22 protein-coding genes are annotated in these 22244 nt (G+C 72.2%); 16 read left to right on the top strand and 6 right to left on the bottom strand.

Annotated features, from left to right (window positions below; genetic code table 11):
- Window positions 1-129 precede the first annotated feature (129 nt).
- Window positions 130-921 carry a serine hydrolase gene (locus ABZ215_RS37170; protein WP_354955187.1) on the bottom strand — a complete coding sequence of 264 codons (792 nt, stop codon included), beginning with the start codon at window positions 919-921 and terminating at the stop codon, window positions 130-132.
- A 102-nt stretch (window positions 922-1023) separates the two neighbouring features.
- Between ABZ215_RS37170 and ABZ215_RS37175 the strand changes: the two genes are divergently transcribed.
- The 4 genes from ABZ215_RS37175 (at window position 1024) to ABZ215_RS37190 (ending at window position 4812) form a co-directional block, all read left to right on the top strand.
- Complete coding sequence (locus ABZ215_RS37175; protein ID WP_237338989.1) at window positions 1024-1698, top strand: response regulator transcription factor; 675 nt, start codon at window positions 1024-1026, stop codon at window positions 1696-1698.
- Window positions 1695-3101 (top strand): HAMP domain-containing sensor histidine kinase, encoded by a 1407-nt coding sequence (locus ABZ215_RS37180; protein WP_354955189.1) that lies wholly within the window; start codon window positions 1695-1697, stop codon window positions 3099-3101. The genes ABZ215_RS37175 and ABZ215_RS37180 overlap by 4 nt, the downstream gene beginning before the upstream one ends.
- Window positions 3098-3631, top strand: a complete 534-nt coding sequence (locus ABZ215_RS37185; protein ID WP_354955191.1) for a hypothetical protein — start codon at window positions 3098-3100, stop codon at window positions 3629-3631. The genes ABZ215_RS37180 and ABZ215_RS37185 overlap by 4 nt, the downstream gene beginning before the upstream one ends.
- Window positions 3632-3783: 152 nt before the next feature.
- Window positions 3784-4812: a glucosyl-3-phosphoglycerate synthase gene (locus ABZ215_RS37190; protein WP_051123659.1), complete on the top strand. Its 1029-nt coding sequence runs from the start codon at window positions 3784-3786 to the stop codon at window positions 4810-4812.
- A gap of 4 nt (window positions 4813-4816) precedes the next feature.
- Here ABZ215_RS37190 and ABZ215_RS37195 read toward each other — a convergent pair whose 3' ends face one another.
- Window positions 4817-5518, bottom strand: a complete 702-nt coding sequence (locus ABZ215_RS37195; protein WP_354713591.1) for a 2OG-Fe(II) oxygenase — start codon at window positions 5516-5518, stop codon at window positions 4817-4819.
- 43 nt (window positions 5519-5561) lie between these two features.
- The gene (locus ABZ215_RS37200; protein ID WP_354955193.1) at window positions 5562-5999 is read right to left on the bottom strand and encodes a PPOX class F420-dependent oxidoreductase; all 438 of its coding nucleotides are present in this window, start codon (window positions 5997-5999) and stop codon (window positions 5562-5564) included.
- 34 nt (window positions 6000-6033) lie between these two features.
- Between ABZ215_RS37200 and ABZ215_RS37205 the strand changes: the two genes are divergently transcribed.
- Genes ABZ215_RS37205 through ABZ215_RS37220 form a run of 4 tightly spaced genes read left to right on the top strand, consistent with a single transcriptional unit; the run spans window position 6034 to window position 13232 of the window.
- Window positions 6034-6495, top strand: coding sequence for a MarR family winged helix-turn-helix transcriptional regulator (locus ABZ215_RS37205; RefSeq protein WP_237338993.1), 462 nt, complete (start codon window positions 6034-6036; stop codon window positions 6493-6495).
- Window positions 6496-6509: 14 nt separating this feature from the next.
- Window positions 6510-7985: a hypothetical protein gene (locus ABZ215_RS37210; RefSeq protein ID WP_237338994.1), complete on the top strand. Its 1476-nt coding sequence runs from the start codon at window positions 6510-6512 to the stop codon at window positions 7983-7985.
- Window positions 7982-8782 carry a hypothetical protein gene (locus ABZ215_RS37215; RefSeq protein WP_020422323.1) on the top strand — a complete coding sequence of 267 codons (801 nt, stop codon included), beginning with the start codon at window positions 7982-7984 and terminating at the stop codon, window positions 8780-8782. Before ABZ215_RS37210 ends, ABZ215_RS37215 begins: the two co-directional genes overlap by 4 nt.
- A gap of 10 nt (window positions 8783-8792) precedes the next feature.
- Window positions 8793-13232: a hypothetical protein gene (locus ABZ215_RS37220; protein WP_354955195.1), complete on the top strand. Its 4440-nt coding sequence runs from the start codon at window positions 8793-8795 to the stop codon at window positions 13230-13232.
- Between the two features lie 84 nt (window positions 13233-13316).
- Here the strand turns inward: ABZ215_RS37220 and ABZ215_RS37225 are convergent, their stop codons facing one another.
- Complete coding sequence (locus ABZ215_RS37225; protein ID WP_354955197.1) at window positions 13317-13802, bottom strand: nuclear transport factor 2 family protein; 486 nt, start codon at window positions 13800-13802, stop codon at window positions 13317-13319.
- A gap of 42 nt (window positions 13803-13844) precedes the next feature.
- On the opposite strand from ABZ215_RS37225, the gene ABZ215_RS37230 reads away from it, so the two are divergent.
- The gene (locus tag ABZ215_RS37230) at window positions 13845-14192 is read left to right on the top strand and encodes an ArsR family transcriptional regulator (RefSeq protein WP_027928726.1); all 348 of its coding nucleotides are present in this window, start codon (window positions 13845-13847) and stop codon (window positions 14190-14192) included.
- Here the strand turns inward: ABZ215_RS37230 and ABZ215_RS37235 are convergent.
- The gene (locus tag ABZ215_RS37235) at window positions 14173-14817 is read right to left on the bottom strand and encodes a LysE family translocator (RefSeq protein ID WP_020421302.1); all 645 of its coding nucleotides are present in this window, start codon (window positions 14815-14817) and stop codon (window positions 14173-14175) included. The genes ABZ215_RS37230 and ABZ215_RS37235 overlap by 20 nt on opposite strands.
- Window positions 14818-14890: 73 nt before the next feature.
- Here ABZ215_RS37235 and ABZ215_RS37240 point away from each other — a divergent pair, with 73 nt between their 5' ends.
- The 7 genes from ABZ215_RS37240 (at window position 14891) to ABZ215_RS37270 (ending at window position 20484) form a co-directional block, all read left to right on the top strand.
- A complete protein-coding gene (locus tag ABZ215_RS37240) occupies window positions 14891-15394 on the top strand; it encodes a DUF6069 family protein (protein WP_020421301.1) in 504 nt (167 codons plus the stop codon).
- Between the two features lie 32 nt (window positions 15395-15426).
- Window positions 15427-16593, top strand: coding sequence for a winged helix DNA-binding domain-containing protein (locus ABZ215_RS37245; RefSeq protein ID WP_354955199.1), 1167 nt, complete (start codon window positions 15427-15429; stop codon window positions 16591-16593).
- Window positions 16594-16740: 147 nt separating this feature from the next.
- The gene (gene gap / locus ABZ215_RS37250) at window positions 16741-17745 is read left to right on the top strand and encodes a type I glyceraldehyde-3-phosphate dehydrogenase (RefSeq protein WP_027936337.1); all 1005 of its coding nucleotides are present in this window, start codon (window positions 16741-16743) and stop codon (window positions 17743-17745) included.
- Between the two features lie 4 nt (window positions 17746-17749).
- Window positions 17750-18988 (top strand): phosphoglycerate kinase, encoded by a 1239-nt coding sequence (locus ABZ215_RS37255; protein ID WP_354955201.1) that lies wholly within the window; start codon window positions 17750-17752, stop codon window positions 18986-18988.
- Window positions 18988-19773 carry a triose-phosphate isomerase gene (gene tpiA, locus ABZ215_RS37260; RefSeq protein WP_354955203.1) on the top strand — a complete coding sequence of 262 codons (786 nt, stop codon included), beginning with the start codon at window positions 18988-18990 and terminating at the stop codon, window positions 19771-19773. Before ABZ215_RS37255 ends, tpiA begins: the two co-directional genes overlap by 1 nt.
- A gap of 75 nt (window positions 19774-19848) precedes the next feature.
- The gene (secG, locus tag ABZ215_RS37265) at window positions 19849-20079 is read left to right on the top strand and encodes a preprotein translocase subunit SecG (RefSeq protein WP_017983033.1); all 231 of its coding nucleotides are present in this window, start codon (window positions 19849-19851) and stop codon (window positions 20077-20079) included.
- Between the two features lie 63 nt (window positions 20080-20142).
- Window positions 20143-20484, top strand: a complete 342-nt coding sequence (locus tag ABZ215_RS37270) for an RNA polymerase-binding protein RbpA (RefSeq protein WP_026153205.1) — start codon at window positions 20143-20145, stop codon at window positions 20482-20484.
- A 328-nt stretch (window positions 20485-20812) separates the two neighbouring features.
- Here the strand turns inward: ABZ215_RS37270 and ABZ215_RS37275 are convergent, their stop codons facing one another.
- Window positions 20813-22006: a histidine kinase gene (locus tag ABZ215_RS37275; RefSeq protein ID WP_354955205.1), complete on the bottom strand. Its 1194-nt coding sequence runs from the start codon at window positions 22004-22006 to the stop codon at window positions 20813-20815.
- Between the last annotated feature and the right edge of the window lie 238 nt (window positions 22007-22244).

The following is a 22244-nucleotide window of genomic DNA, read 5'->3' on the forward strand; positions in this document are numbered from 1 at the left end:
CGTGTCAAGGCGGGAAAGCGTGCCTTGACACGGCTGGTCGGCGACTAAAGATCGGCTGTGGATCGGGGGCGGGGGAGGTCTGGTTGGGGTAGTCGCTTGCTTTGCGTTGCCGGCTTGCCGTTTTGTTTGTCAGTTCAACAGATTTTCGATCGTCGCTGTTGTTTCGGTGACTTCTCGCATTGCGGTTTCCAGCGCCGTTCCCCCTGGCCGGTGGCTCAGCACCACCACGACATACCGGTCCCCGGTTCCGACCACGCCGCTGGTGTGCGCGTCGACCCCACCGCGGCCTGCCGCCCAGCCCTGTTTGATCGCCCACGGCCTGCCCGGTAACGCGTCCGGGATGCCGAAGTACTGGTCGACCCCGTCAGCCGCCACCTGGTGCGCGTCCCGGAGCGGGTCGAGTATCAGTTGCCGCTCGCGGGACGGCATGGCCAGCACCGCCCGGTAGATCTTGACCACGTCATCGGCCGACAGGAGTGTGTCGCCCCAGCGGCCTGGGTCCGCGGGGGGCTCGGTGGCCGTCAGACCGAGCGAGGTCGCCGTGCGGCGGACGATGTCGGGGCCGCCGCCGGACTCCCACAGCTGGTTGGCGATCGCATCGTCGCTGTACGACAGCATTCTCGTCACCCGCGGGCTCGGCCGGTCGGGCGTCACGTGCCCGCGCTGCACCAGGTCGACCGCGATCAGCAGCTTCACCAGCGACGCCGACCGGTAACGCGTGTCGGCGCCCTCCTGGCGCAGCGGGCGGTTCTGCTTGCGGTCGTAGACGACAACGCTCGTCGCCGCGGAGTCGGCCGGTACCGGCTCGGCGGCGCTGCCGCGGAGGGCGAGCGCGGCGCCGAGGGCCAGTGCGATCACGACGACGGCGACGACGAGGACGACGATCGGGCCACGGCGGAGTGGCCTGGTCTGCACGGACATGGTGATCAGCCTCGGCCGCGGATGTCCCCGTCCCGTCGTCGTCGTGTCATGGTTTTGCTACAGAGTCGCGGGAGTTGGTGAAACGCCGCCATAATCGGCCGGGTGCCGACATTGCTGTTGATCGAGGACGACCCGGCGGTCCGGGAGGGACTGTGCCTTGGCCTGCGCCGGCACGGCCACGACGTCGAACCGGCGGCCGACGGCGAAGCCGGCCTGCGGCTGCTCGACGCCCGCCGCCCGGACCTCGTGCTGCTCGACCTGATGCTCCCCGGCATCGACGGGTTCGAGGTGTGCCGCCGCATCCGCGCCACCGGCCCGGTCCCGATCATCATGCTCACCGCCCGCGGCGACGACATCGACGTGGTCGGCGGGCTCGAAGCCGGCGCCGACGACTACGTGGTCAAACCCGTGCAACCCCGCGTCCTCGACGCGCGCATCAAGGCGGTCCTGCGCCGCGGCGGCGCGGCAGGCCAGGCCCGCGAACAACACGGCGCCCTCACCATCGACCGCGCCGCCTGCGAGGTCACCAAGAACGGTGAACCCGTCCACCTCACCCCCACCGAACTACGGCTGCTGCTCGAACTGTCCCGCGTGCCCGGCCGCGTCCTCAGCCGCCAGCAACTGCTCGAACTGGTGTGGGAACACGACTACCTCGGCGACTCGCGGCTCGTCGACGCGTGCGTGCAGCGGCTGCGGGCGAAACTGGAAGATCAGCCCGCGGCGCCGGTGTACGTCCGCACCGTGCGCGGCTTCGGCTACCGGTTCGGTCCACTGTGATCAGACGGCTTCTCGCGCGGCTGCGCGGAATCCGGGCGCGGCTGGTGCTGATCATCAGTCTCGTCGCGGTGCTGGCGACCGTCGGCGCGACCGGCGCCAACTACGTCACCGCGCGGCGCACCGTGCTCGCCGCCACCCAGGACCAGGTGATGGCCAAGCTGCGCGACGACGTGGACGCCATCGCCCCCACCCTGCGGATGCCGCCCGACCAGGCCACCCTCAACCAGCTCGTGCGGTCGGTCCCGTCGGCCGCCGTCGCCCGCTACGGCTCCCTGTCCTCGGATGTCCGCGGGTCGATGGGGCTGGTGCCACCCGAACTGGTGGCCCGCGTGGGCGCCGAGCAGCGGCTGATGTTCCAGCGCATCGACATCGGCAGGCCCGAACTCGTGGTCGGCATGCCCGTCATGACCATCGACACCGGCTTCAACCGCGTCCCGTCCGGGCTGGAGGTGTACGGGTTGTTCTCGCTGAGCGCCGAACAACAGCAGATCAGCGAGTTCGCGCTCAACGGCTGGCGCACCGCGGCCGTCGCGGTGCCGCTGGCGGTAGTCCTGGCGTGGCTGGCCGCGGGCGCGGTGCTGCGACCGGTGCGCCGCCTGCGGGACGGCGCTCGCCAGCTCGCCCACGGCCGGCTGTCCACCCGCCTGCCCGAGCGCGGCGGGGACGAACTGGCCGAACTGGCGCGCACGTTCAACGAATCCGCCGCCAGCCTGGAGAAGTCGGTGGGGGAGCTGCGCCGCATGGAGGCCGACGCGCGCCGGTTCGTCGCCGACGTGTCGCACGAGCTGCGCACCCCGCTCGCCGCGATGACCGCCGTGACCGAAGTGCTCGACGAGGAGGGGGCGCGCCTGCAGGGCGACGCCGCCACGGCCACCCGGCTGGTGAGCGAGGAAACCCGCAAGCTGACCCGGCTCGTCGACGACCTCATCGAGATCTCCCGCTTCGACAACGGCCGCGCCCGCATGGACCGGCGCGAGGCCGACCTCGGCGAGCTGATCGCCGCGACCCTGCGCACCCGCCAGTGGACCGAGCGCGTCGAGGCCGATCTGCCGCCCGGCATCATCGCCGCGGTGGACGCGCGGCGCTTCGACGTCATCGTGGCGAACCTGGTCGGCAACGCGCTGCGGCACGGCGAGCCGCCGGTGCGGGTGCGGCTGTCCGCGTCGGGCGCGGACGCCGTCGTCGAGGTCACCGACCACGGGCCGGGCCTGCCCGACGACGTGCTCCCGCACGTGTTCGCCCGGTTCTACAAGGCCGACACCGCGCGATCGCGGTCGGAGGGGAGCGGACTGGGGTTGTCCATCGCGGAGAAGAACGCCGGACTGCACGGCGGCACGATCGAGGCCGGCAACGACCCGGGCGGCGGCGCCCGGTTCGTGCTGCGGGTGCCGGGGCGGTGGTGACCGTGCGCTGGACCTGGCTGTTGCTCGTGCTGGTGCTCGCCGGCTGCGGGGTGCGCCCCACCGATCCGGTTTCCGCGGGCGACCCGCCGGTCGGGGCCGCGCCGGGGCCGATCCTGTTCTTCCTCAAGGCGGGCAAGCTCGCGCCCGTCGTCCGGCAGACCGGTCACCTCGGCACGGTGCCCGACGCGGTCACCCTCCTCCTGGCCGGGCCGAACCCGCAGGAGGCCGCCGCCGGTTACGCCACCATGCTCCCCGCCGGCGCGCTCGGCGTCTCGGTCGGGGCGCTGGACCAGGGGGTCGTCTCGGTGAGCCTCAGCGCGCCGCTGGAAACCCTGCCCGAACTGGCGAAGGACCAGATCGTGTGCACGGTGACCGCGGTGCACGCCCAGACCGGCGCGCGGGCGGCCAACCTGCTCGTGCGGCTGACCGGACCGCCCAGCGCCACGCAGGTGGACGGCTACCCCACGGTCACCGCCCGGCCTGAGACACAAGCCCCGGCGCAGGGCCGGTCCTGTCCGCTGCTGCACTGAAGTTCAAACGCGACGGATGTGCAAGGTGTGTTACGACCGCCCGTTGCCGGGTACGAACTCGTAACCTGCCGGTTTCATCCCGGAGCGACCGGCGAAACCCGTCTGCCGAAGCATCGATCACGCCGATGTCCGGTTCGGGGAAGGGGATGCGCATGCGAGGCTTCAGGGCGAGGAAGGTGGCGGCGCCGCAGGTGTCCGCCGACGTCGGCTCCTGGCTGCCCCGGCGCAGCAGCCAGGCGGGTGACTGGCCGGTGGCCGATCTGGTCGCCGCCAAGGGGGACACGACGGTCAGCGTGGTGATCCCGGCCAGGGACGAGGAGGCGACGGTCGGCGACATCGTGCGCACGATCCGCCGCGACCTCGTCGAGCGCCACCAGCTGGTCGACGAGGTCATGGTCGTCGACTCGCGTTCGCAGGACGCGACCGCCCGGGTGGCCGCGGAAGCGGGCGCGACGGTGGTGGCCCAGGATTCGGTCCTGTCCGCCCTGCCCGGGCTGCAGGGCAAGGGGGAGGCCCTGTGGAAGGGGCTGGCGGCTTCCACCGGGGACATCGTCGTGTTCGTCGACGGCGATCTGTACGACTTCACCAGCGACTACGTGACCGGCCTGCTCGGCCCGCTGCTGACCGACGACTCCATCGCCTACGTCAAGGGCTTCTACCACCGGCCGCTGGTCGGGGCGGTGAGCACCGACGCCGACGGCGGCGGCCGCGTCACCGAGCTGGTTGCGCGCCCGCTGCTCAACCTCTACTGGCCCGAACTGGCCGGGTTCGTGCAGCCGCTGGCAGGCGAGTACGCCGGGCGGCGCGAGGTGCTGGAACGGGTGCCGTTCGTGGCGAACTACGGCGTCGAGGTCGGGCACCTGATCGACATCCTGGAGACCTACGGGCTGGACGCGCTCGCGCAGGTCGACCTCGGCAAACGCACCCACAGGCACCAGAACACGCAGGCGCTGGGGCGCATGTCCGGCCAGATCATGCTGACCGTGTTCGACCGGCTGGAACGCTACGGCCGCCTGGTCTCGGCCGAACCGCCCGCCACGATGCTCGCCCAGTTCCGCCGGGGCGAGTCCGGGCACGGTGTCGACCGCGAGCTGGTGGTCACCGACCTGGCCTGCGAGCAGCGCCCGCCGCTGGCGACGCTGCGCGCGGCGGACGGCTCGGGGCTGCGGGAGATCGCCTGACGCCTCACGTGGCGTCGTGGAAGACCAGGCCCAGGGTGTGGCGGATGCCGGTGCGGACGGTGCTCACACCGTGCCGCACCGGCGCCGCCGACCAGCCGCGGGTGGACCGCACCGGCCGGTCCCGCGTGGTGAAGATCAGCGCGTGGCCCTGCGGCAGCTGGGTCACCGTGCCGCGTGACTGCGCGCGCGGCCGCTGCTCGACCAGCAGGAACTCGCCGCCGGTGTGATCGGTGCCGGGCGCGTCGAGCCCGATCACCACCTGCAGCGGGAACACCAGCTCGCCGTAGAGATCGCGGTGCAGCGCGTTCCAATCGCCGGCGCCGTAGCGCAGCAGGATCGGCGTCGGCCGGACCTGGCCCGCCCGGTGGCACCGGTCGAGCCAGGTCTCCAGGTCGTCCGGCCACGGCGCGTCCCACCCCAGCTTCGCCGCCCAGTCCCGCGCGATCGGCAGCAGGTGCGGGTAGAACGCCGCGCGCAGGCGGGCGACCGGATCCGGCAGCGGGTAGGCGAAGTAGCGGTACTGGCCGGAGCCGAACCGGAACCGCGCCATGTCGATCGTCGACCGGAAGCGGCCCACGTCGTCGTACAGCGCCGACAGCTCCCGGCACTCCCGCGCGCTCAGGAGCGGCGGGGTGAGGGCGCAGCCGGTGTCGTTCAGTTCTGCCGTGAGGGCGGGCCAGTCGAAGCCCGCGACGTCCGAGATCACCCCGCCCAGTCTGCGCGCCCGGACGGCCGCGGGCTGGCGGAAATCAGTCGGCGAGGCCGCCGTACGCGATCACCTTCGTGATGCGCGCCCGGACCAGCAGCTCGCCGGGCACGGCGTTGCGCTTGCCGAACTCGTCCGCCCGGTCCTCGCCCATGTAGCGCGCGCCGATGCGGGTGGACCAGTGCAGCATCTCGTCCAGGTCCTCGTGCAGCGTCGCCTCGGCGGTGAACTGGACGAACGCGAACGGCGGCTCCTGGTCGTCCACGCACAGCGACAACCGCGGATCCCGCCGCAGCGCCCGCCCCTTCACCGACGCCGCGCCGGTGTTGAAGATCAGCTCGTCGGCGCCGTCGCCGGTGCCGACGACGAACCAGATGGGCGTCACGTGCGGGCTGCCGTCGGCGCGTGTGACGCCCAGCTTCCCGGTGCGCGTGCCGGTGGAGGCGAACTCCAGCCACTCGTCCCTGCTCAGTGCGTGCATGGGGCGACCTTAGCGACGTGGGATCATGACGGGCATGGCGAGCGACGCACCGACCGCCGACGAGGCCGTCCGCACCATGCTGCTGCTCCTGCCGCGGCTGGTCGGCCGCGCCAAGAAGCTGCCGGTGCCGGAGCGGCTGCGTGACTTCAACCTCGCCCCGCGGCACCTGTCGCTGCTGTCCTACCTGCTGTTCGACGGGCCGATGACGGTCAACGAGCTGGCCGCGCGGCTCGAAGTCGCGCCCACCACCGTCAGCCTGATGGTCGGCGACCTCAGCCGCCGCGGGATCCTCGACCGCACCGAGGACGAGAGTGACCGGCGGCGCACGATCGTGAGCATCGCCGCGACCTACCGCGCCGAGGTCGAGGGCTGGCTCGCCGCCGGCGCTCGCGCCTGGCGCACCGCCTTCGATCCGCTCACCCCCGAGCAGCGGCGCCTGGTGATCGACACGCTGCGCACCTACGAGCGTGAAGTCGAGCGGGAGCGGACCCCCTAGTAGTCTGGCGCGCTGTGCGTGACTCGGACCTGATCAGCGGGGGGCTGGTGGACGAGGGCCTGGCCCGGCGGCTCAAGGCGCTCGCCTGCACCGCGCCCCTGCACGACCTGGACGCGCGCAAGTCCAAGCTCGACTGGGCCGACGCCACGGTCTACCAGATGGCCGAGATCGCGTTGCACACGATCGACCTGGTCACCATCGCGATGGACTTCGACACCGGCGCCAACCACGACGACGTCGTCCGGCGCCTGCAGCCGTTCATCGCCGCGCAGGCCCCGCGCCGCCCGGCCGAGGAGCACCTGCGCGTCGCCCGCTGGGTGCTGGACAACCTGATCAACGTCGGCACCACCGACCGCGGATTCCGCCGCGTCTACGGCAGCCTCGACGCGAACGGCACCTACCGGCGCCGTGCGTTCGACTTCAAACTGCTCGTCGAGCTGGCCGCGCCCGACGGCGAGGTGTACCTGCGCGCCAGCGACGAGGCGATCAACGTGCTGGTCGGCGCGCTGGACACCGACGTGGAGTCCGCGCAGATCGCGGCCGAGGTCAAGCTGGAGAACCTGATCAGCCGCGGCCGCCTCGCCGACGCCAAGCTCGCCGCCGAGCAGGCCCGCTACCGCACCGTCCAGTACGGCGAGACGCTGCGCGCCAAACTGGACGCCACCCGCCGCGACGTGCGGGCGGTGGACTGGGACCGCGAGATGCCCGAGCTGCTGGACTCGGCGCTGACCCACATCGAGGCCCGCTTCCGCGCGGAGAACGCGATCCTCCGCAACATCACCGCGGCCCGCGACGAGGCCGAGGACGTCGACCACAAGCGCCGCGCCGCCGAGCTGGTCGACATCGTCAGCGACTGCATCAGCCGCCACACGCAGCTGCAGGCCCGGCTGCAGGCCGCCGGCGCGGTGTTCCGCGCGGAGCAGGACCGCCAGCAGTTCTCCGGGCCGCCGCAGCGCGCCACCGTCGACCTGTTCGGCCAGATCCTGATGCCCGCGCTGGAGCTGCCCATCGCCGACGCCGTCGTGCCGCTGGAGTCCTGGTTCCACGCGTCGGCGGGCCTGGTGGTGCCGACCGTGCCCGCGCTGCCGTCGCTGGTCTCGCTGCTGTTGCGGCCCGCGCCGGAGCGGGACAAGGTGGTCGGCGAGGTGCCGGAGCCGGAGCTCGTCCCGCCGGAAAGCCTCGACCACTACAGTGACGAGCAATGGCGGCGGGCCGACGAGCTGCTGGACCTGCCGGAGGTGCCGCGACGGCTGTCCGGCGTGCTGGCCGAGGCCCGCGAGCTCGACCCGGAGCTGCCGCGTCTGGTGGCGCTGCGGGCGCTGCACTCCTACAGTCCCGAGGTGGGCGCCGCCGTCCGGCAGGGGGACGACCGGGCGCTGCTGGCCGTCGACGACGGCACGCTGCTGGAGGACCCCGAGTTCGGGGGAGCCGACCTGTTGCTGAGCACGGCGCGGCTGGAACGCGAGGAAGACGAAGAGGGGGCCGCATGACCCGCCCGGTGACCACCGGCGACGCCGAGAACGCCGCGCGGCTGATCTCGTTCGGCATGCGGCCCAAGCACCTGCCCTCGCGCGATGTGGTCTACGCCGATCTCGTGCGCCGCTACGGCGAGGACAGCGCGTTCAAGCAGCTGACCAACTCGGTCGCCGCGGGGCTGGGCCTGATGGTGCTCGACGTGAGCCACCAGGCGGGCGCGGTGCTGGCCGCCACCGACGAGTCGGTGTTCGAGGTCAAAATGGACAGCTACGCGCGGCAGAGCAAGATCCGCGAGCGCCGCGACACCGAGAAGGTGCTGCACGGCCTCGTGCACCTCGCCACCGCGGCGCTGGGCTACCCGCGCCCGGACGACCTGGCCAACGACACCTACATCGGCCGGGTCAGCGTCGACCAGGTGGACGGCGTGGTGCGCGAGGCGTGCCGGATCCTCGACGAGCGTGCCGCGAAGGCCGAGGCCAACAACGACCCGCTGTCCGACTCGCCGGAGCTGGAACAGGCCTGGCGCGCCTACGCCCGCCGCCCCGAAGCCGCGGCGACCAAGGACGGCCGCCTGGCTTCGGACACCACGCGCGGCATGGTCTCCCGCGCGCTGCGGTTCCTGGCCGACCAGGGGTTCCTGGTGCAGGTCAGCGGCGAGCAGGGCGGCACCTACCGGACCACGCCGCGCTACCAGGTGCAGGTGCGGGAACTGGCCGCGGACAGCGCGTTCGAGGAGCTGCTGGCCCTCGGCGTGGTCGCGGTCTCCGACGGCGAGGGCACGCTGCGCCCGTCCATTTCGGACACTCTGTAGGGGGAGATCGGTGTACGAGCTTTCGCGGGTGCGCCTGCACTCCGTCGGCCCGGCGGGCGCGCGCTACCAGAACGTGCTGCTGGACTTCAGTGGCGTCGGCCCGCTGGTCAAGGCGCCGGCGCAGGACGCGTTGTTCACCGCCGGGATCCACTCCGCCGACGGCAGCCTGCCGCGGCGGCCGTCTCCGGCGAGCGTGCTGTTCCTGGAGAACGGCGGCGGCAAGTCCGTGCTGATCAAGCTGATCTTCTCGGTCATGCTGCCCGGGCGGCGCCAGGTGGTGGGCACCACCAGCACGCGCGTGCTGGAGAAGTTCGTGATGGCCAAGGACGTCGCGCACGTCGTGCTGGAGTGGCAGCACACCGAGACCGGGCAGCGGGTCATCACCGGCAAGGTGTCGGAGTGGCGCGGGCACGTCGTGTCCAACGACCCGGCGAACCTGGTCGACTCGTGGTACTGCTTCCGTCCCACCGCCGCGCTCGGACTGGAGTCGCTGCCGTTCACCGAGGACGGCCGCCTGCTGACCATGTCCGGGTTCGCCGAGCAGCTGGAGCGCGCGCACAAGGCCGAGCCGGAGCTGGAGCTGTTCACCACCCGCCGCCACCACGAGTGGACCGAGCGGCTGGACACCCTCGGCCTGGACACCGAGCTGTTCCGCTACCAGCGCGCGATGAACGCCGGCGAAGGTGAGGCGGCCGACGCGTTCGCGTTCACCTCCGACGAGGCGTTCGTCGAGTTCCTGCTGCGCGCGGTGATCCCCGAGGACGACCCGAAGGACCTGGCCGAGGTCGTGCAGACCTACGCGCACAACCTCGGGCAGCGCGGCGAGCTGATGTCCGAGCGCGACTTCGTGGCCGGGGCGCTGGACCTGCTCACGCCGCTCACCGAGGAGGAGTCGCTCGCCGCCGCGTCCCGCAAGCTCGCCGCGGTCGCGCGCGAGGAGGCCCGCGCGCTCGCCGGATCGGTGATCGCGCGGCACGAGCTGGAGGCCGAGCGCCTCGACGGGTTGAAGTCCTATGTGGACGAGACGCGGGACGCGGAGAAACTGGCCGAGGGCGACTGCCGCCGCCGCAACGCCGTCGTCACCGAGCTGCGCCGCGTGGTCGGGGAGATGCGCCTGGCCGACGCGACCGCGCAGAAGGCGCGGATCGACGAGGAGCTGGCGAAGGCCCGCGAGGCCGCGGCCGCGTGGCGCGAGACCGGCACCGTCCTGGCTCACGTCAACGCCGCGCGCAAGGCGACCGACATCCGCAAGCTCGTCGGCGACCGCGAGCAGAGCGCGAAACCGGCCCTGGAAGCCAAGAACGCGGCCGCCACCGCGCTCGCCCGCGGCCTGCTCGCGCTGGCGCGGGAGGCCGAGGAGCAGGCGCAGGCGGCCGAGGCCCGCGCCGAGACCGCCCGCACCGCCGCCGCGGCCGCGCAGGACCAGCGGGACGCGGCCACCGCCACCGCCGCCGGGCACCGCGCCGAACTGGGGCAGCTGACCCGCCGCATCGAGGAGGTGCGCGCGCAGGTGCAGCAGGCCGTCCGCGACGGGCTGCTCAGCGACGGCACCCAGGTCGCCGCCGCCGCGCAGGAGGCCCGCACCCGCGGCGAGAACGCGACCACCGAGCTGGCCGCGCGGGAGAGCGAACTCGAAGGGGTCGCCGAGGACCACGCCCAGGCGCAGGCCGCCCTGCACGCCGCGCAACAGCGGGCCGCGACCGCGCGGTCCCGGGCCGCGCACGCTGCCGAGGAGCTGGCCAAGGCGCACCGGCGGTCGGACAGCCTCGCCGCGCACCCGCGGCTGCTGGAGCTGCTCGGCGGCGACAACGTCCAGCTGGAGACCGACACGCCCGCGCTGCTGACCCGGCTGCGCGAGGCGCGCGCCACCGCCGAACGTGAGCAGACCGCCCTGCGCATGGAGGAGTCGGTGGACGAGCGGGCGCTGGCGGCGCTCGGGTCCGGCGGGCTGCTGCCCGCGCCGCCGGAGGTCCAGTCCGCTTTGGACGTTCTGGAGGCGGCCGGGATCACCGCGTGGTCGGGCTGGCGCTATCTGTCCACGATGGACGCCGCGGGCCGCGAGCGGGTGCTGCGAGACCTGCCGCACCTGCTCGGCGGGGTGCTCGTCAACGACGCCGCGCAGCTGGACCGCGCGCGGCAGGTGCTCGCCGACGCCAAGCTCCTGCCGAGCGTGGTGCTGCCGGTCGGCACCACGCAGGCGGTGCGGGCCGAGGGCGCGGCGCCCGGCGTGGACTTCCTGGTCCCGCCCAACCCCGCGATGTACGACGAGGAGGCGGCCGACACCGAGCGCCAGGCCATCGCCGCCCGGCACGCCCGCCGCCAGAAGCAGCTCGAAGCGCTCACCGAAGCGATCGGCGACGACGCCGCGCTGGAGTGGAAGCTCACCACGTGGCGCGAGGACTACCCGCCCGGCGCGCTGGCCACCCTCGCCGAGGAAGCCGAAGCCGCGGCCACCGAGCAGACCGAGGCCGAAGCCGCGGTGGTCGCTCAGGAACGCGCACTGGCCGATCTGGCCGCGCGCCGCACCCGGCTGCGGGAGGCGATCCCGGCCCTGCGTGCCGAGGCGCGCGGCAGCGAGGAACGCGCCCGCAAGCTGGCCGAGCTGGCCGAGCGCGTCGCGTTGATTCCACAGTGGACCGAAACGGTCGAGCGCGCGCAGGAGATCGTCACGCGCGCCGAGGCCGAAGCGGAGCAGGCGGCGTCGCGCGCGGCCCGGCTGCGCGAGGAAGCGGCCGAGGAGCAGCGCACCGCCGACGGCCACCGCCGCACGGTCACCCACGCCCGCGCCGAGCTGGCCGAGGTGCCGGGCGGGGGATCGGTGTCCGAGGACGAGCCGGTGCCGAGCGAACCGGTCGACGCGCTGCGCCGGGCGTTCGCCGCGGCCAGCGACGCCTACGCCCGCGTCGAGGTCGGCAGCGACCTGCGGGCGGAGCTGGACCAGGCGGAAAGCGCCGAGTCCACGGCGCGGGCGGCGCTGGAGGCGCTGGAGCCGGCGGTGCGGGAGCAGGCCGCGCGCCTGCTGGAAACCCCGGACGGGTCGGACGCCGCGACCCGTGCCGCTGCCCTGGCGCGTGCCGGCCGCACGGTGTCCGCGCTGGAGGCCGAGCACAGCGAGGCGATCGGCCTGGTCGCGACCTGCAAGGCCGAGCTGGACCAGCTGCCGAAGCAGAACGCGTCGCTGGAGACTCGGCCGCGCGACGTCGAGCACGGCCGCGAGCTGATCGACGAGGCCGTCGAGGAGGCGTCGGCCGCGGCCCGCGCGCTGGAGGAAGCGCAGGCGCGGCGCGCGGAAGCCGAGCGCACGCTGGAGGCGGCCACCGCGTCGGCGGCCGGGTTCAAGATGCTCGCCGAGTCGATGGCGCACCTGGCCCCCGAGGGCGAGCCGGAGACCGTGTTCGACGGCGACGTGGAAGCGGCGCAGGCCCGCTACCGCAAGCTGAACACGACGCTGACCGACGCCGAGGCGGCCGTCGACAGCGCGGAGAAGCGGGTGCGGGCGGCGGCGGACGCGCTCGCCCAGTACGCGACCGACAAGCGGTTCGAGAAGCTGACCAGCCCGGTGCGGCAGCAGATCGTGTCGGTGCGCCGGGACAGCCTGCCCGCGCACGCGCGGGAGTGGTCGGCCGCGCTGAAGCCGCGGCTGCGCACGCTGACCGACGACCTGGCGCAGATCGACCGGCACCGGTCCGGGATCGTGGCGCGGCTGCAGGGCATGGTCGAGGGCGCGCTGCGGATGCTGCGGTCGGCGCAACGGCTGTCGCGGCTGCCGGAGGGGCTCGGCGGCTGGTCCGGGCAGGAGTTCCTGCGGATCCGGTTCGGCGACCCCGAGGAGCCGCAGCTGTCGGAGGCGCTCGGGCAGGTCGTCGACGAGGCGGCGGTCGGCAAGACCAGCGACGGCCGCGACGTCAAGCGCGACGGGATGTCGCTGGTGCTGCGCGGCGTGCGGGCCGCGGTGCCCAAGGGGTTCCGGGTGGACATCCTCAAGCCGGACTCGGTGCTGCGCACAGAACGCCAGCGGGTGTCGGAGATCCGCGACGTGTTCTCCGGCGGGCAGCAGCTCACCGCGGCGATCATCCTGTACTGCACGCTGGCCGCGCTGCGGGCCAACAACCGCGGGCTGGTGCGCAACCGGCACTCCGGGGTGTTGTTCCTGGACAACCCGATCGGTCGCGCGTCCGCCGGGTACCTGCTGGAGCTGCAGCGGGTCGTCGCGGAGGCGCTCGGGGTGCAGCTGATCTACACGACGGGCCTGTTCGACGCCGGCGCGCTGTCCGAGTTCCCGCTGATCGTCCGGCTGCGCAACGACGCGGACCTCCGGGCGGGCCGCAAGTACCTCTCGGTCGACGCGACGATCCGCAACCACCTCGACGACCTGGGCGAGCCGGACGGCACGGCGCGCATCTCGGCGACGCGGCTGTTCAGCAAGCCAGGGGAGCAAACCCCCGCATGACGCGAGTCACACGCTCCCGCGCGCGAGTTCCACGTTCGCGGGCGCGAGTTCCACGTTCGGCGTGCGCTGTCGCGTGAGGAGCGGTCAGCCCCGGATAGCCGACTGGTACGCGGCCAGCTCCGCCGCGTCGTCGATGCTGCCGTGGTGGTGGAACTGCGCCCAGCGGCCGTCCTCGTAGCGGAAGTAGCGGCTGGTGCGGATCCGCAGCGGCACCTCGCGGCCGTCGACCACGTAGGAGCCCGTCTCGCGCCCGGCGAACAGCGCGTGCCCGTCGCCGGCGTACTCGACGACATCGCCGAAGGTGACCGTCACGCGCGCGGGGCCGTGGAACACCTTGTCGTACAGCGCCGAGATGGCCTCGCCGCCGCGGAGGATGCCGCCCAGCGGGTTGTTCAGCTGGGCTAGCGCGTCCTGCGTCCAAACTCGGGCGAAGACGTCGGAGTCCCGCTGGTTGAAGGCGAAGTAGAACGTTTCCAGCGCGGCGAGCGCCCCTTCGATCCCCGGTGCGGTGGCCGCGTCCAGGCGATTGCGGGAGTCGGGGCCGAAGGTGGCCGCGAGGTGTCGGGTCATGTCCGCTCCGGGCGTCTAGAGTGTTCGATGGAGGTCGACCACATGAGTGTACGACAAGCATCGAACACAGCGCGAGCGCGCGGCCTGACCCACGTCCACCCGAAGGACGTGCCGCTGCAGGACGCGCTGACCGCCGTCGCCGATCCGGTGCGCCGCGCGATCCTGCGCGAGCTGGCGGAGCTGCCCGACTGGACCAAGGCGTGTGGCACGTTCGACCTGCCGGTCACGAAGGCCACGCGCAGCCACCACTTCGCCGTGCTGCGCGCGGCCGGCCTGATCGAACAACGCGACGAGGGCCCGCGACGGCTGAACCGCCTGCGCCGCCCCGAGTTCGACGAGGCGTTCCCGGGCCTGCTCGACCTGGTGCTGTCTAGTCCTTCCGACCGTTGAGAGCGAGCCCCGCGCCCAGCCCGATCATCACCAGCCCGCCGGTGCCGCCGACGAGTTCGAGGCGCTTGGGGGACCGCGCGAACCAGGCGCGGGCCGTGCCGGCGACCAGGGCCCACGCGCTGTCCGACACGACCGCGATCACCGGCAGCGCGATGCCCAGCACCAGGATCTGCGCCACCACCCCGCCCGCCGCGTGGTCGACGAACTGCGGCAGCACCGCGGCCAGGAACACGATCGACTTCGGGTTGGCGAACCCGACCACGAACCCGTCGCGCAGAACGGCCAGGGTGCGGCCGCGCGTGGCGGGCGTCGCGCTCGCCAGCGCCTCGGACAGCTTCCGGCGGTGCCGCACCGCCTGCACGCCCAGGTAGACCAGGTACGCGGCCCCGGCCAGCTTGATGACCGTGAACACCGTGGCCGACGTCTGCACGATCGCGCCCAGCCCGAACGCGATCGCCACCACCTGCGTGTACACGCCGGCGGCGTTGCCGAGCACGGTGATCAGCGCGTCCCGCCGCCCCACGGTCAGCGCGCGGCTCACGGTGAACAGCACGCTCGGTCCGGGCACGACGACCATCAGGAACACCAGGGCGGCGAACGCCGCGAAATGGCTGGGCGAGACCATCGGCCGAGGGTATCGCCGCCGCCGCACGGGTGACCAATGTTTATCCGCCCGCCGGCCCGCCAACCCCGGGACGGTGACCGGATACCCGCCCAGTGACCCGACCGAGCCCGACTACGGCCGGCTGTGGGCCGGCGGGGTGGCGACCGCGGTCGTCGCCGCGCTGGTGGCCGTCGTCGGCCTGCTGATCGCCCGCGGCCTGTTCGGCGTCGCCGTGCTGGCCCCCAAGGGCAACGGCATCTGGGGCAACGCCAACACCGTCACCTACGCCCTGTGCGCGGCGGCCGCGGCGCTGCTCGCGACCGGGCTGATGCACGTGCTCAGCCTCGGCACCTCGGCGCCCGCCCAGTTCTTCGGCTGGATCATGGTGCTGATCACCGCGATCGCGATCGTGCTGCCGCTGACGCTGGCGGTGAAGGTGGACGCCAAGATCGCCACCGCGCTGATCAACCTCGCGATCGGCGCGGTGATCGCGATGCTGGTGACCACCGTGGCCGGCACGGCCCGCCGCCGTCGCCGCGAGCGCGAAGCCCCCACGGCCACGCTCAAGTGGGACCAGGGCCCGCACTACTACTCCTGAAAACTGTCGGTGCCCGGTGGTAGAACCGCCGGGTGAGCACGAAACTGGGGAACGACCAGCGCCGCGCCCGTCTGGTGACGCGGCACCACCTCCACGCGCCCGCCGGGGATCCGGTCGCGGTCGCGGAGAGCCTGGTCGCCCTGCACGCCACCGATCCGGCCACCGTCCACCTCTCGGTGCTGGCGCGGTCCGAGGCGGGCACGGCCGACGTCGAGCGCGCCCTCTACGACGACCGCTCGCTGGTCCGGATGCTGGGCATGCGCCGCACGATGTTCGTCGTGCCGGCCGCGCTCGTGCCGGTCGTGCAGGCCGCCTGCGCCGAGGACATCGCCGTCAAGCAGCGCAAGCTGTTGCTCCAGCACCTGGCCACCGCCGAGCTCGACGGCGACCTGAGCGAGTGGCTCGCCGAGGTCGAGGAGGGCGCCTACGCCGCGCTGAAGGCCCGCGAGCCCGCCTTCGCCCAGCAGATCGCCGACGGCGAGCCGCGCCTGCGCACCGAGATCGTGATGGCCGCGGGCAAGCCGTACGAGGCGCGCGGCTACATCACCAACCGCGTCCTGTTCCTGCTCGCCGCGTCCGGCCGGATCGTCCGCGGCCGCCCCCGCGGCACCTGGCTGTCCACCCAGTACGCCTGGTCCACCACCGAGACCTGGCTGCCCGGGCTGGAGCCGGTGGACGCCGGCACCGCCCGCGTCGAGCTCGCCCGCCGCTGGTTGCGCGCCTTCGGCCCGGCGCCGGTCGCCGACCTGAAGTGGTGGACCGGCTGGACGGCGGGGCAGGTGAAGAAGGCGCTCACCGCGATCGGGCCTGCGGAGGTGGACCTCGACGGCGGCCCCGGCATCGCCCTGCCCGGCGACGACGAGCCGGTCCCGGAGCCGGAGCCGGTCGCCGCGCTGCTCCCGGCGCTGGACCCGACCCCGATGGGCTGGCAGGAGCGAGGCTGGTTCCTGGGGGAGCACCAGCCGCTGCTGTTCGACCGCACCGGCAACATCGGCCCGACCGTGTGGTGGGAGGGCCGGGTCGTCGGCGGGTGGGGGCAGCGCCCCGACGGGGAGATAGCGATCCGTCTGCTGGAGGACGTCGGGGCCGACGGAACGGCGGCCGTGGAGGCCGCCGCCGAACGGTTGCACGGCCGTCTCGGCGGGGTCGCCGTCATACCGAAATTCCGCACTCCCGTCGAGCGAGATCTGTCATCTTGATCGTCGTCTTGATCGATTCCCCACGGTGGTGCACATCTCGTTAGGGTGTGCGAGTAGACGCAGGCCAGCCCAGCTAGGGTTGGCCTGAGCCCGAAGATGTGTGCCCGGTTCCGCGGAGCCGGGACGGACCCGAGGAGAGAAGCAGCAGTGACGGTTCGCGTAGGTGTGAACGGCTTCGGTCGGATCGGCCGCAACTTCTTCCGCGCCGTGCAGGCCGCGGGCCATGACATCGAGGTGGTCGCGTTCAACGACCTCGGCGATGTCGCGACCATGGCGCAGCTGCTCAAGTACGACAGCGTCCTGGGCCGCTACCCCGACGAGGTCAAGGTCAGCGACGACGGCATCGTCGTCGGCGGCAAGACCATCAAAGCGCTCGCCGAGCGCGACCCGGCGAACCTGCCCTGGGGCGACCTTGGCGTGGACGTCGTCGTCGAGTCCACCGGCTTCTTCACCAACGCCGACGCCGCCAAGGCCCACATCGCCGGTGGCGCCAAGAAGGTCATCATCTCCGCGCCCGCCAAGGGCGAGGACCTGACGGTCGTGCTGGGCGTCAACGACAACCTCTACGACGGCTCGCAGACGATCATCTCCAACGCGTCCTGCACCACCAACTGCCTCGGCCCGCTCGCCAAGGTCCTCCACGAGGCCTTCGGCATCGAGAAGGGCCTGATGACCACCATCCACGCCTACACGCAGGACCAGAACCTGCAGGACGGCCCGCACAAGGACCCGCGCCGCGCCCGCGCCGCCGCCCTGAACGTCGTGCCCACCTCCACCGGCGCCGCCAAGGCCATCGGCCTCGTGCTGCCCGAGCTGAACGGCAAGCTGGACGGCTACTCGCTGCGTGTCCCGGTGCCCACCGGCTCGATCACCGACCTCACCGTCGACCTGGCCAAGAAGGCCTCCGTCGAGGAGATCAACGCCGCCTACAAGGCCGCCGCCGAGGGCCCGCTGGCCGGCATCCTGCGCTACAGCGAGGACCCGATCGTCTCCAGCGACATCGTCAACGACCCGGCCTCGTGCATCTTCGACGCGCCGCTGACCAAGGTCATCGACAACCAGGTGAAGGTCTTCGGCTGGTACGACAACGAGTGGGGCTACTCGAACCGCCTCGCGGACCTGGTCAAGCTCGTCGGCTCGAAGCTCTCCTGAGGCCATGGCAGTCAAGACTCTCGAAGACCTGCTGTCCGAGGGTGTCTCCGGGCGGCGCGTTCTGGTCCGGTCGGACCTGAACGTGCCGCTCGACGGCTCGGTCATCACCGACGACGGCCGGGTGCGGGCCGCGCTGCCGACGATCAAGCGGCTGGCCGAGGCCGGCGCGAAGGTGATCGTGGCGGCCCACCTCGGCCGCCCGAAGGGCACCCCCGAGGCCAAGTACTCGCTGCGCCCGGTCGCCGACCGGCTGGGCGAGCTGCTCGGCAAGGAGGTCCGCCTGGCCGGTGACGTGGTCGGCGAGCAGGCCCGCGCGGTCGTCGCCGGCTTGGCCGACGGCGACGTCGCGCTGCTGGAGAACGTGCGGTTCGACCCGCGCGAGACCAGCAAGGTGGAGGACGAGCGGGCCGAGCTGGCCCGCGACCTCGCGGCCCTGACCGGCGACAGTGCTGATGCCTCTGGCGCCGGCGGGCGCGGGGGTGCGTTCGTCTCCGACGGCTTCGGCGTGGTGCACCGCAAGCAGGCCTCGGTCTACGACGTGGCCCGCGCGCTGCCCGCCTACGCCGGCGGCCTGGTGCTCGCGGAGCTGGAGGTGCTGAGCAAGCTGACCGGCGACCCGCAGCGGCCCTACGTGGTCGTGCTCGGCGGGTCGAAGGTGTCGGACAAGCTCGCCGTGATCGAGGCGCTGCTGCCGAAGGTCGACCGGCTGCTGATCGGCGGCGGCATGGCCTTCACGTTCCTGGCCGCCCAGGGCCACAGCGTGGGCTCCTCCCTGCTGGAGCAGGACTACGTGGAGACCGCGCGCAAGCTGCTGGCCGAGCACGCCGACAAGATCGTCGTGCCCTCCGACGTGGTGGTCGCGGACAAGTTCGCGGCCGACGCGGCCACCGACACCGTCGCGGCCGAGAAGATCCCGGACGGCTGGATGGGCCTGGACATCGGCCCGCGGACCACCGAGCACTTCGCGGCCGAGGTCGCCGCGGCGAAGACGGTGTTCTGGAACGGCCCGGCCGGCGTGTTCGAGATGGCCCGGTTCGCGGCGGGCACCAAGGGTGTCGCGCAGGCGATCGCGGACTCCGGCGCGTTCAGCGTGGTCGGCGGCGGCGACTCGGCGGCCGCGGTGCGGGTGCTGGGCCTGCCGGAGGAGAAGTTCTCGCACATCTCGACCGGTGGTGGCGCTTCCCTGGAGTACCTCGAGGGCAAGGAGCTGCCGGGCGTCGCGGTGCTGGAAGGTGGTGCCTGATGGCGCGCAAGCCGTTCATCGCGGGCAACTGGAAGATGAACCTCAACCACCTCGAGGCCATCGCCCTGGTGCAGAAGATCGCCTTCTCGCTGCCGGAGAAGTACTACGCGAAGGTGGACGTCGCGGTGCTCCCGCCGTTCACCGACATCCGCAGCATTCAGACCCTGGTCGACGGGGACAAGCTGCTGCTGACTTACGGCGCCCAGGACCTCTCGCCGCACGACTCCGGGGCCTACACCGGTGACGTGTCCGGTCCGATGCTCGCCAAGCTCGGGTGCTCCTACGTGACGGTCGGGCACTCCGAGCGGCGCGAGTACCACCACGAGGACGACGAGCTGGTCGGCAAGAAGGTGCGGGCGGCGCTCAAGCACGGCATCAAGCCGATCCTGTGCGTCGGGGAGAAGCTGGAGGTGCGGGAGGCGGGCGGCCACGTCGACCACTGCCACCAGCAGCTGCTCGCCGCGCTGAAGGGGCTCAAGGCCGAGCAGGTCAAGGACGTCGTGGTGGCATACGAGCCGGTGTGGGCCATCGGCACCGGCAAGGTCGCGACGGCGACCGACGCCGAGGAGGTCTGCAAGGCGCTGCGGGCCGCGCTGGCCGACAAGTACGGCGCCGAGGTGGCCGACGAGGTCCGCGTGCTGTACGGCGGGTCGGTCAAATCGGGCAACATCGCCGAACTGATCGCGTGCGACAACATCGACGGTGCGCTGGTCGGCGGGGCGAGCCTGCAGGCCGACGAGTTCACCAAGCTCTGTGCGCTGGCTGCCGGTGGGCCGCTGCCGTAACCAGGGGGTCGGCGAGTAGTCTGGCAACCTCAGACCGTCACACGATCAGGCAACTGCCGAACACCAGAGGATGAGATGAAGCTGTTCCTGCAAATCCTGCTGATCGCGTCCAGCGTGCTGCTCGTGATCGCCGTGCTGCTGCACCGCGGGCGCGGTGGCGGGTTGTCCTCGCTGTTCGGCGGTGGCATGCAGTCGAGCCTCGCGGGGTCGAGCGTGGCCGAGAAGAACCTCGACCGCATCACCCTGCTGCTGGGTGCCATCTGGCTGATCAGCATCGTGGGCCTGGGCCTGCTGCTGAAGGTGTGACGGACACTGAACGCACGGGCGTGCCTATGGGGGGTGCGCCGCCTATCCACACTGTGAGGATTCATGGTTGGCGGTAACGCAATCAGAGGCACCAGGGTCGGTGCCGGTCCGTCCGGCGAGTCGGAGCGCGGCGAGGCCGCTCCCCGCCGCCGGGTGTCGTACTGGTGTGCCAACGGGCACGAGTCCAAGCCGTCGTTCGCCATGGACGCGGAGGTGCCGGACGAGTGGGACTGCCCGCGCTGCGGGCTGCCCGCCGGCCAGGACGAGAAGAACCCGCCGGCCGCGCCGCGGACCGAGCCCTACAAGACCCACCTGGCGTACGTGAAGGAGCGGCGCAGCGACGCCGACGGTGAGGCCATCCTCGCCGAGGCGCTCGAGCGCCTGCGTCAGCGCCGTCAAATCTGAGGAAGCGCTTTCTCAGAACGGACCCTGCAAGCCGACTCCAGTCGGCAGGCAGGGTCCGTTCGTGCTTTCAACGCCGCAGACCACTACAAAACAGGCAGTCGGCAACAAAAGCCACACCCCCGCCGAACCACCCCTCTCCCCAACCCGATCCCCAGCCTCCTTTGGCGGTCGACCAGGCGTGTCAAGGCACGCTTTCCCGCCTTGACACGCCTGCTCGACCGCCAAAACACTGAAAGATCGGGTTCGGGAGGGCGCGATCCGGGCGTAGCGAAGCGAAGCCCGGCGCCCTAACCACCCGCGTAGCGGCTACGCAGCCAGAGGGTAGCGGCTACACAGCCAAGGGATACCGAGCGAGAACCCGAAACCCCCCATCCTCCGTGGAGCAGGTCTCCAAACTCCCACCCAGCAACCGGGCTCGCTCAGCCAGCCCAGTCAGCCCGTACCCGCCAGAAGGCAGCTCGGCCACAGCCTCGTACGGCGGCCGCTCGTTGCACACCTCGACGCGCAACGCCCCGTCCTCCCCGCGCACGAGCACCGTCGCCGTAGCGCCGGGCGCGTGCTTGCGGACGTTGGTCAGCGCCTCCTGCACCGTCCGGTACGCCGCGGCCGAGACCTTCGGCGGCACTTCCTCCGGCACCTCGTCCATGGTCAGCCGCACCGCGACCGCGCTGTTGTGGACCAGCCGGCCGAGCTCGGCGATGCCCGGTTGCGGGCCTTCGTCCACCAGCCCGGACCGCAGCACCCCCACCAGCGACCGCAGTTCCTCCAGCGTGCGGGTGGACAGTTGCCGGATCACCTCGGCGGTCTGCCGGGCCGACGGCGATTCCTGGGCGGTGAGCACCCCGGCTTGCATCGCGATCAGCGTGATGTCGTGGGAGACCACGTCGTGCATCTCGCGCGCCAGCCGGGCCCGTTCCTCGGCGCGCACGGCGTCCGCGGTGAGCTTGCGTTCCCGGTCGCGGCTGGCGGCCAGCTCACCCAGCTTCTGCGACAGCTGCGCGCGGGCGCCGATCAGCAGCCCGATCGCGATCGGCATCCCGGCCACCAGGACGCCGTAGATCCCGTCCAGCACGTGTTCGCGCCAGCTCAGCTGCGCGAAGTCGCTCAGCGGCCACTGCACGAACCGGCACATCCACACCAGCGCCGCGCCGACCCACACCTGCCAGTGGGTCTGCTTGCGGGTGGCGAGCATGCCCAGCGCGATCATCGCGGCCAGCTGCGACCAGCCGGTGAGGAACCCGGGCACGGTCAGCAGCACCACGCCGAACGGCATCCAGCGGCGCCCGGCCAGCGCCAGGCAGGCGAGCCCGGACAGGTAGATCGAGTACGGCGGCGCCTTCTCGGGGATGACGAGCCAGACGTCGAGCACGGCGATGAGGATGGCGGTGGCGTCGATCGCCAGCGGCGCCCACACCGCGCGGCGAGCCAGAGCCGCCCGGCGCGAGCCGCGGTGCGCCCGGTCGGCGGCCCCCGCGCCTGGGCCGCCGACCGAAATCCCGATGGAGAGTCCCTCGGTGCTCATGGTTTGGACCTCACTCGTCTTGTGGACTGCCTATGAGAGTCCGAGATCACCCGATCGGGACGCGAGTGGCCGCAACAATGTGCGGATGCTAACGGCAACCTCACACGGTCCGGGAAGGGCGAAGGCCCCGACAGAACGAAGGCCCGCCGGCGAGCGCCGGCGGGGCGGGGGTGGAGAGGTAGTGGACACCTTATTAATACACTCACAAAAATATGTATATTTGGTTTGTTGTTTTGTG

Origin of the sequence: Amycolatopsis sp. NPDC006131 (genome assembly GCF_040614175.1) — a bacterium.
Lineage (GTDB): Bacteria > Actinomycetota > Actinomycetes > Mycobacteriales > Pseudonocardiaceae > Amycolatopsis_E > Amycolatopsis_E tucumanensis.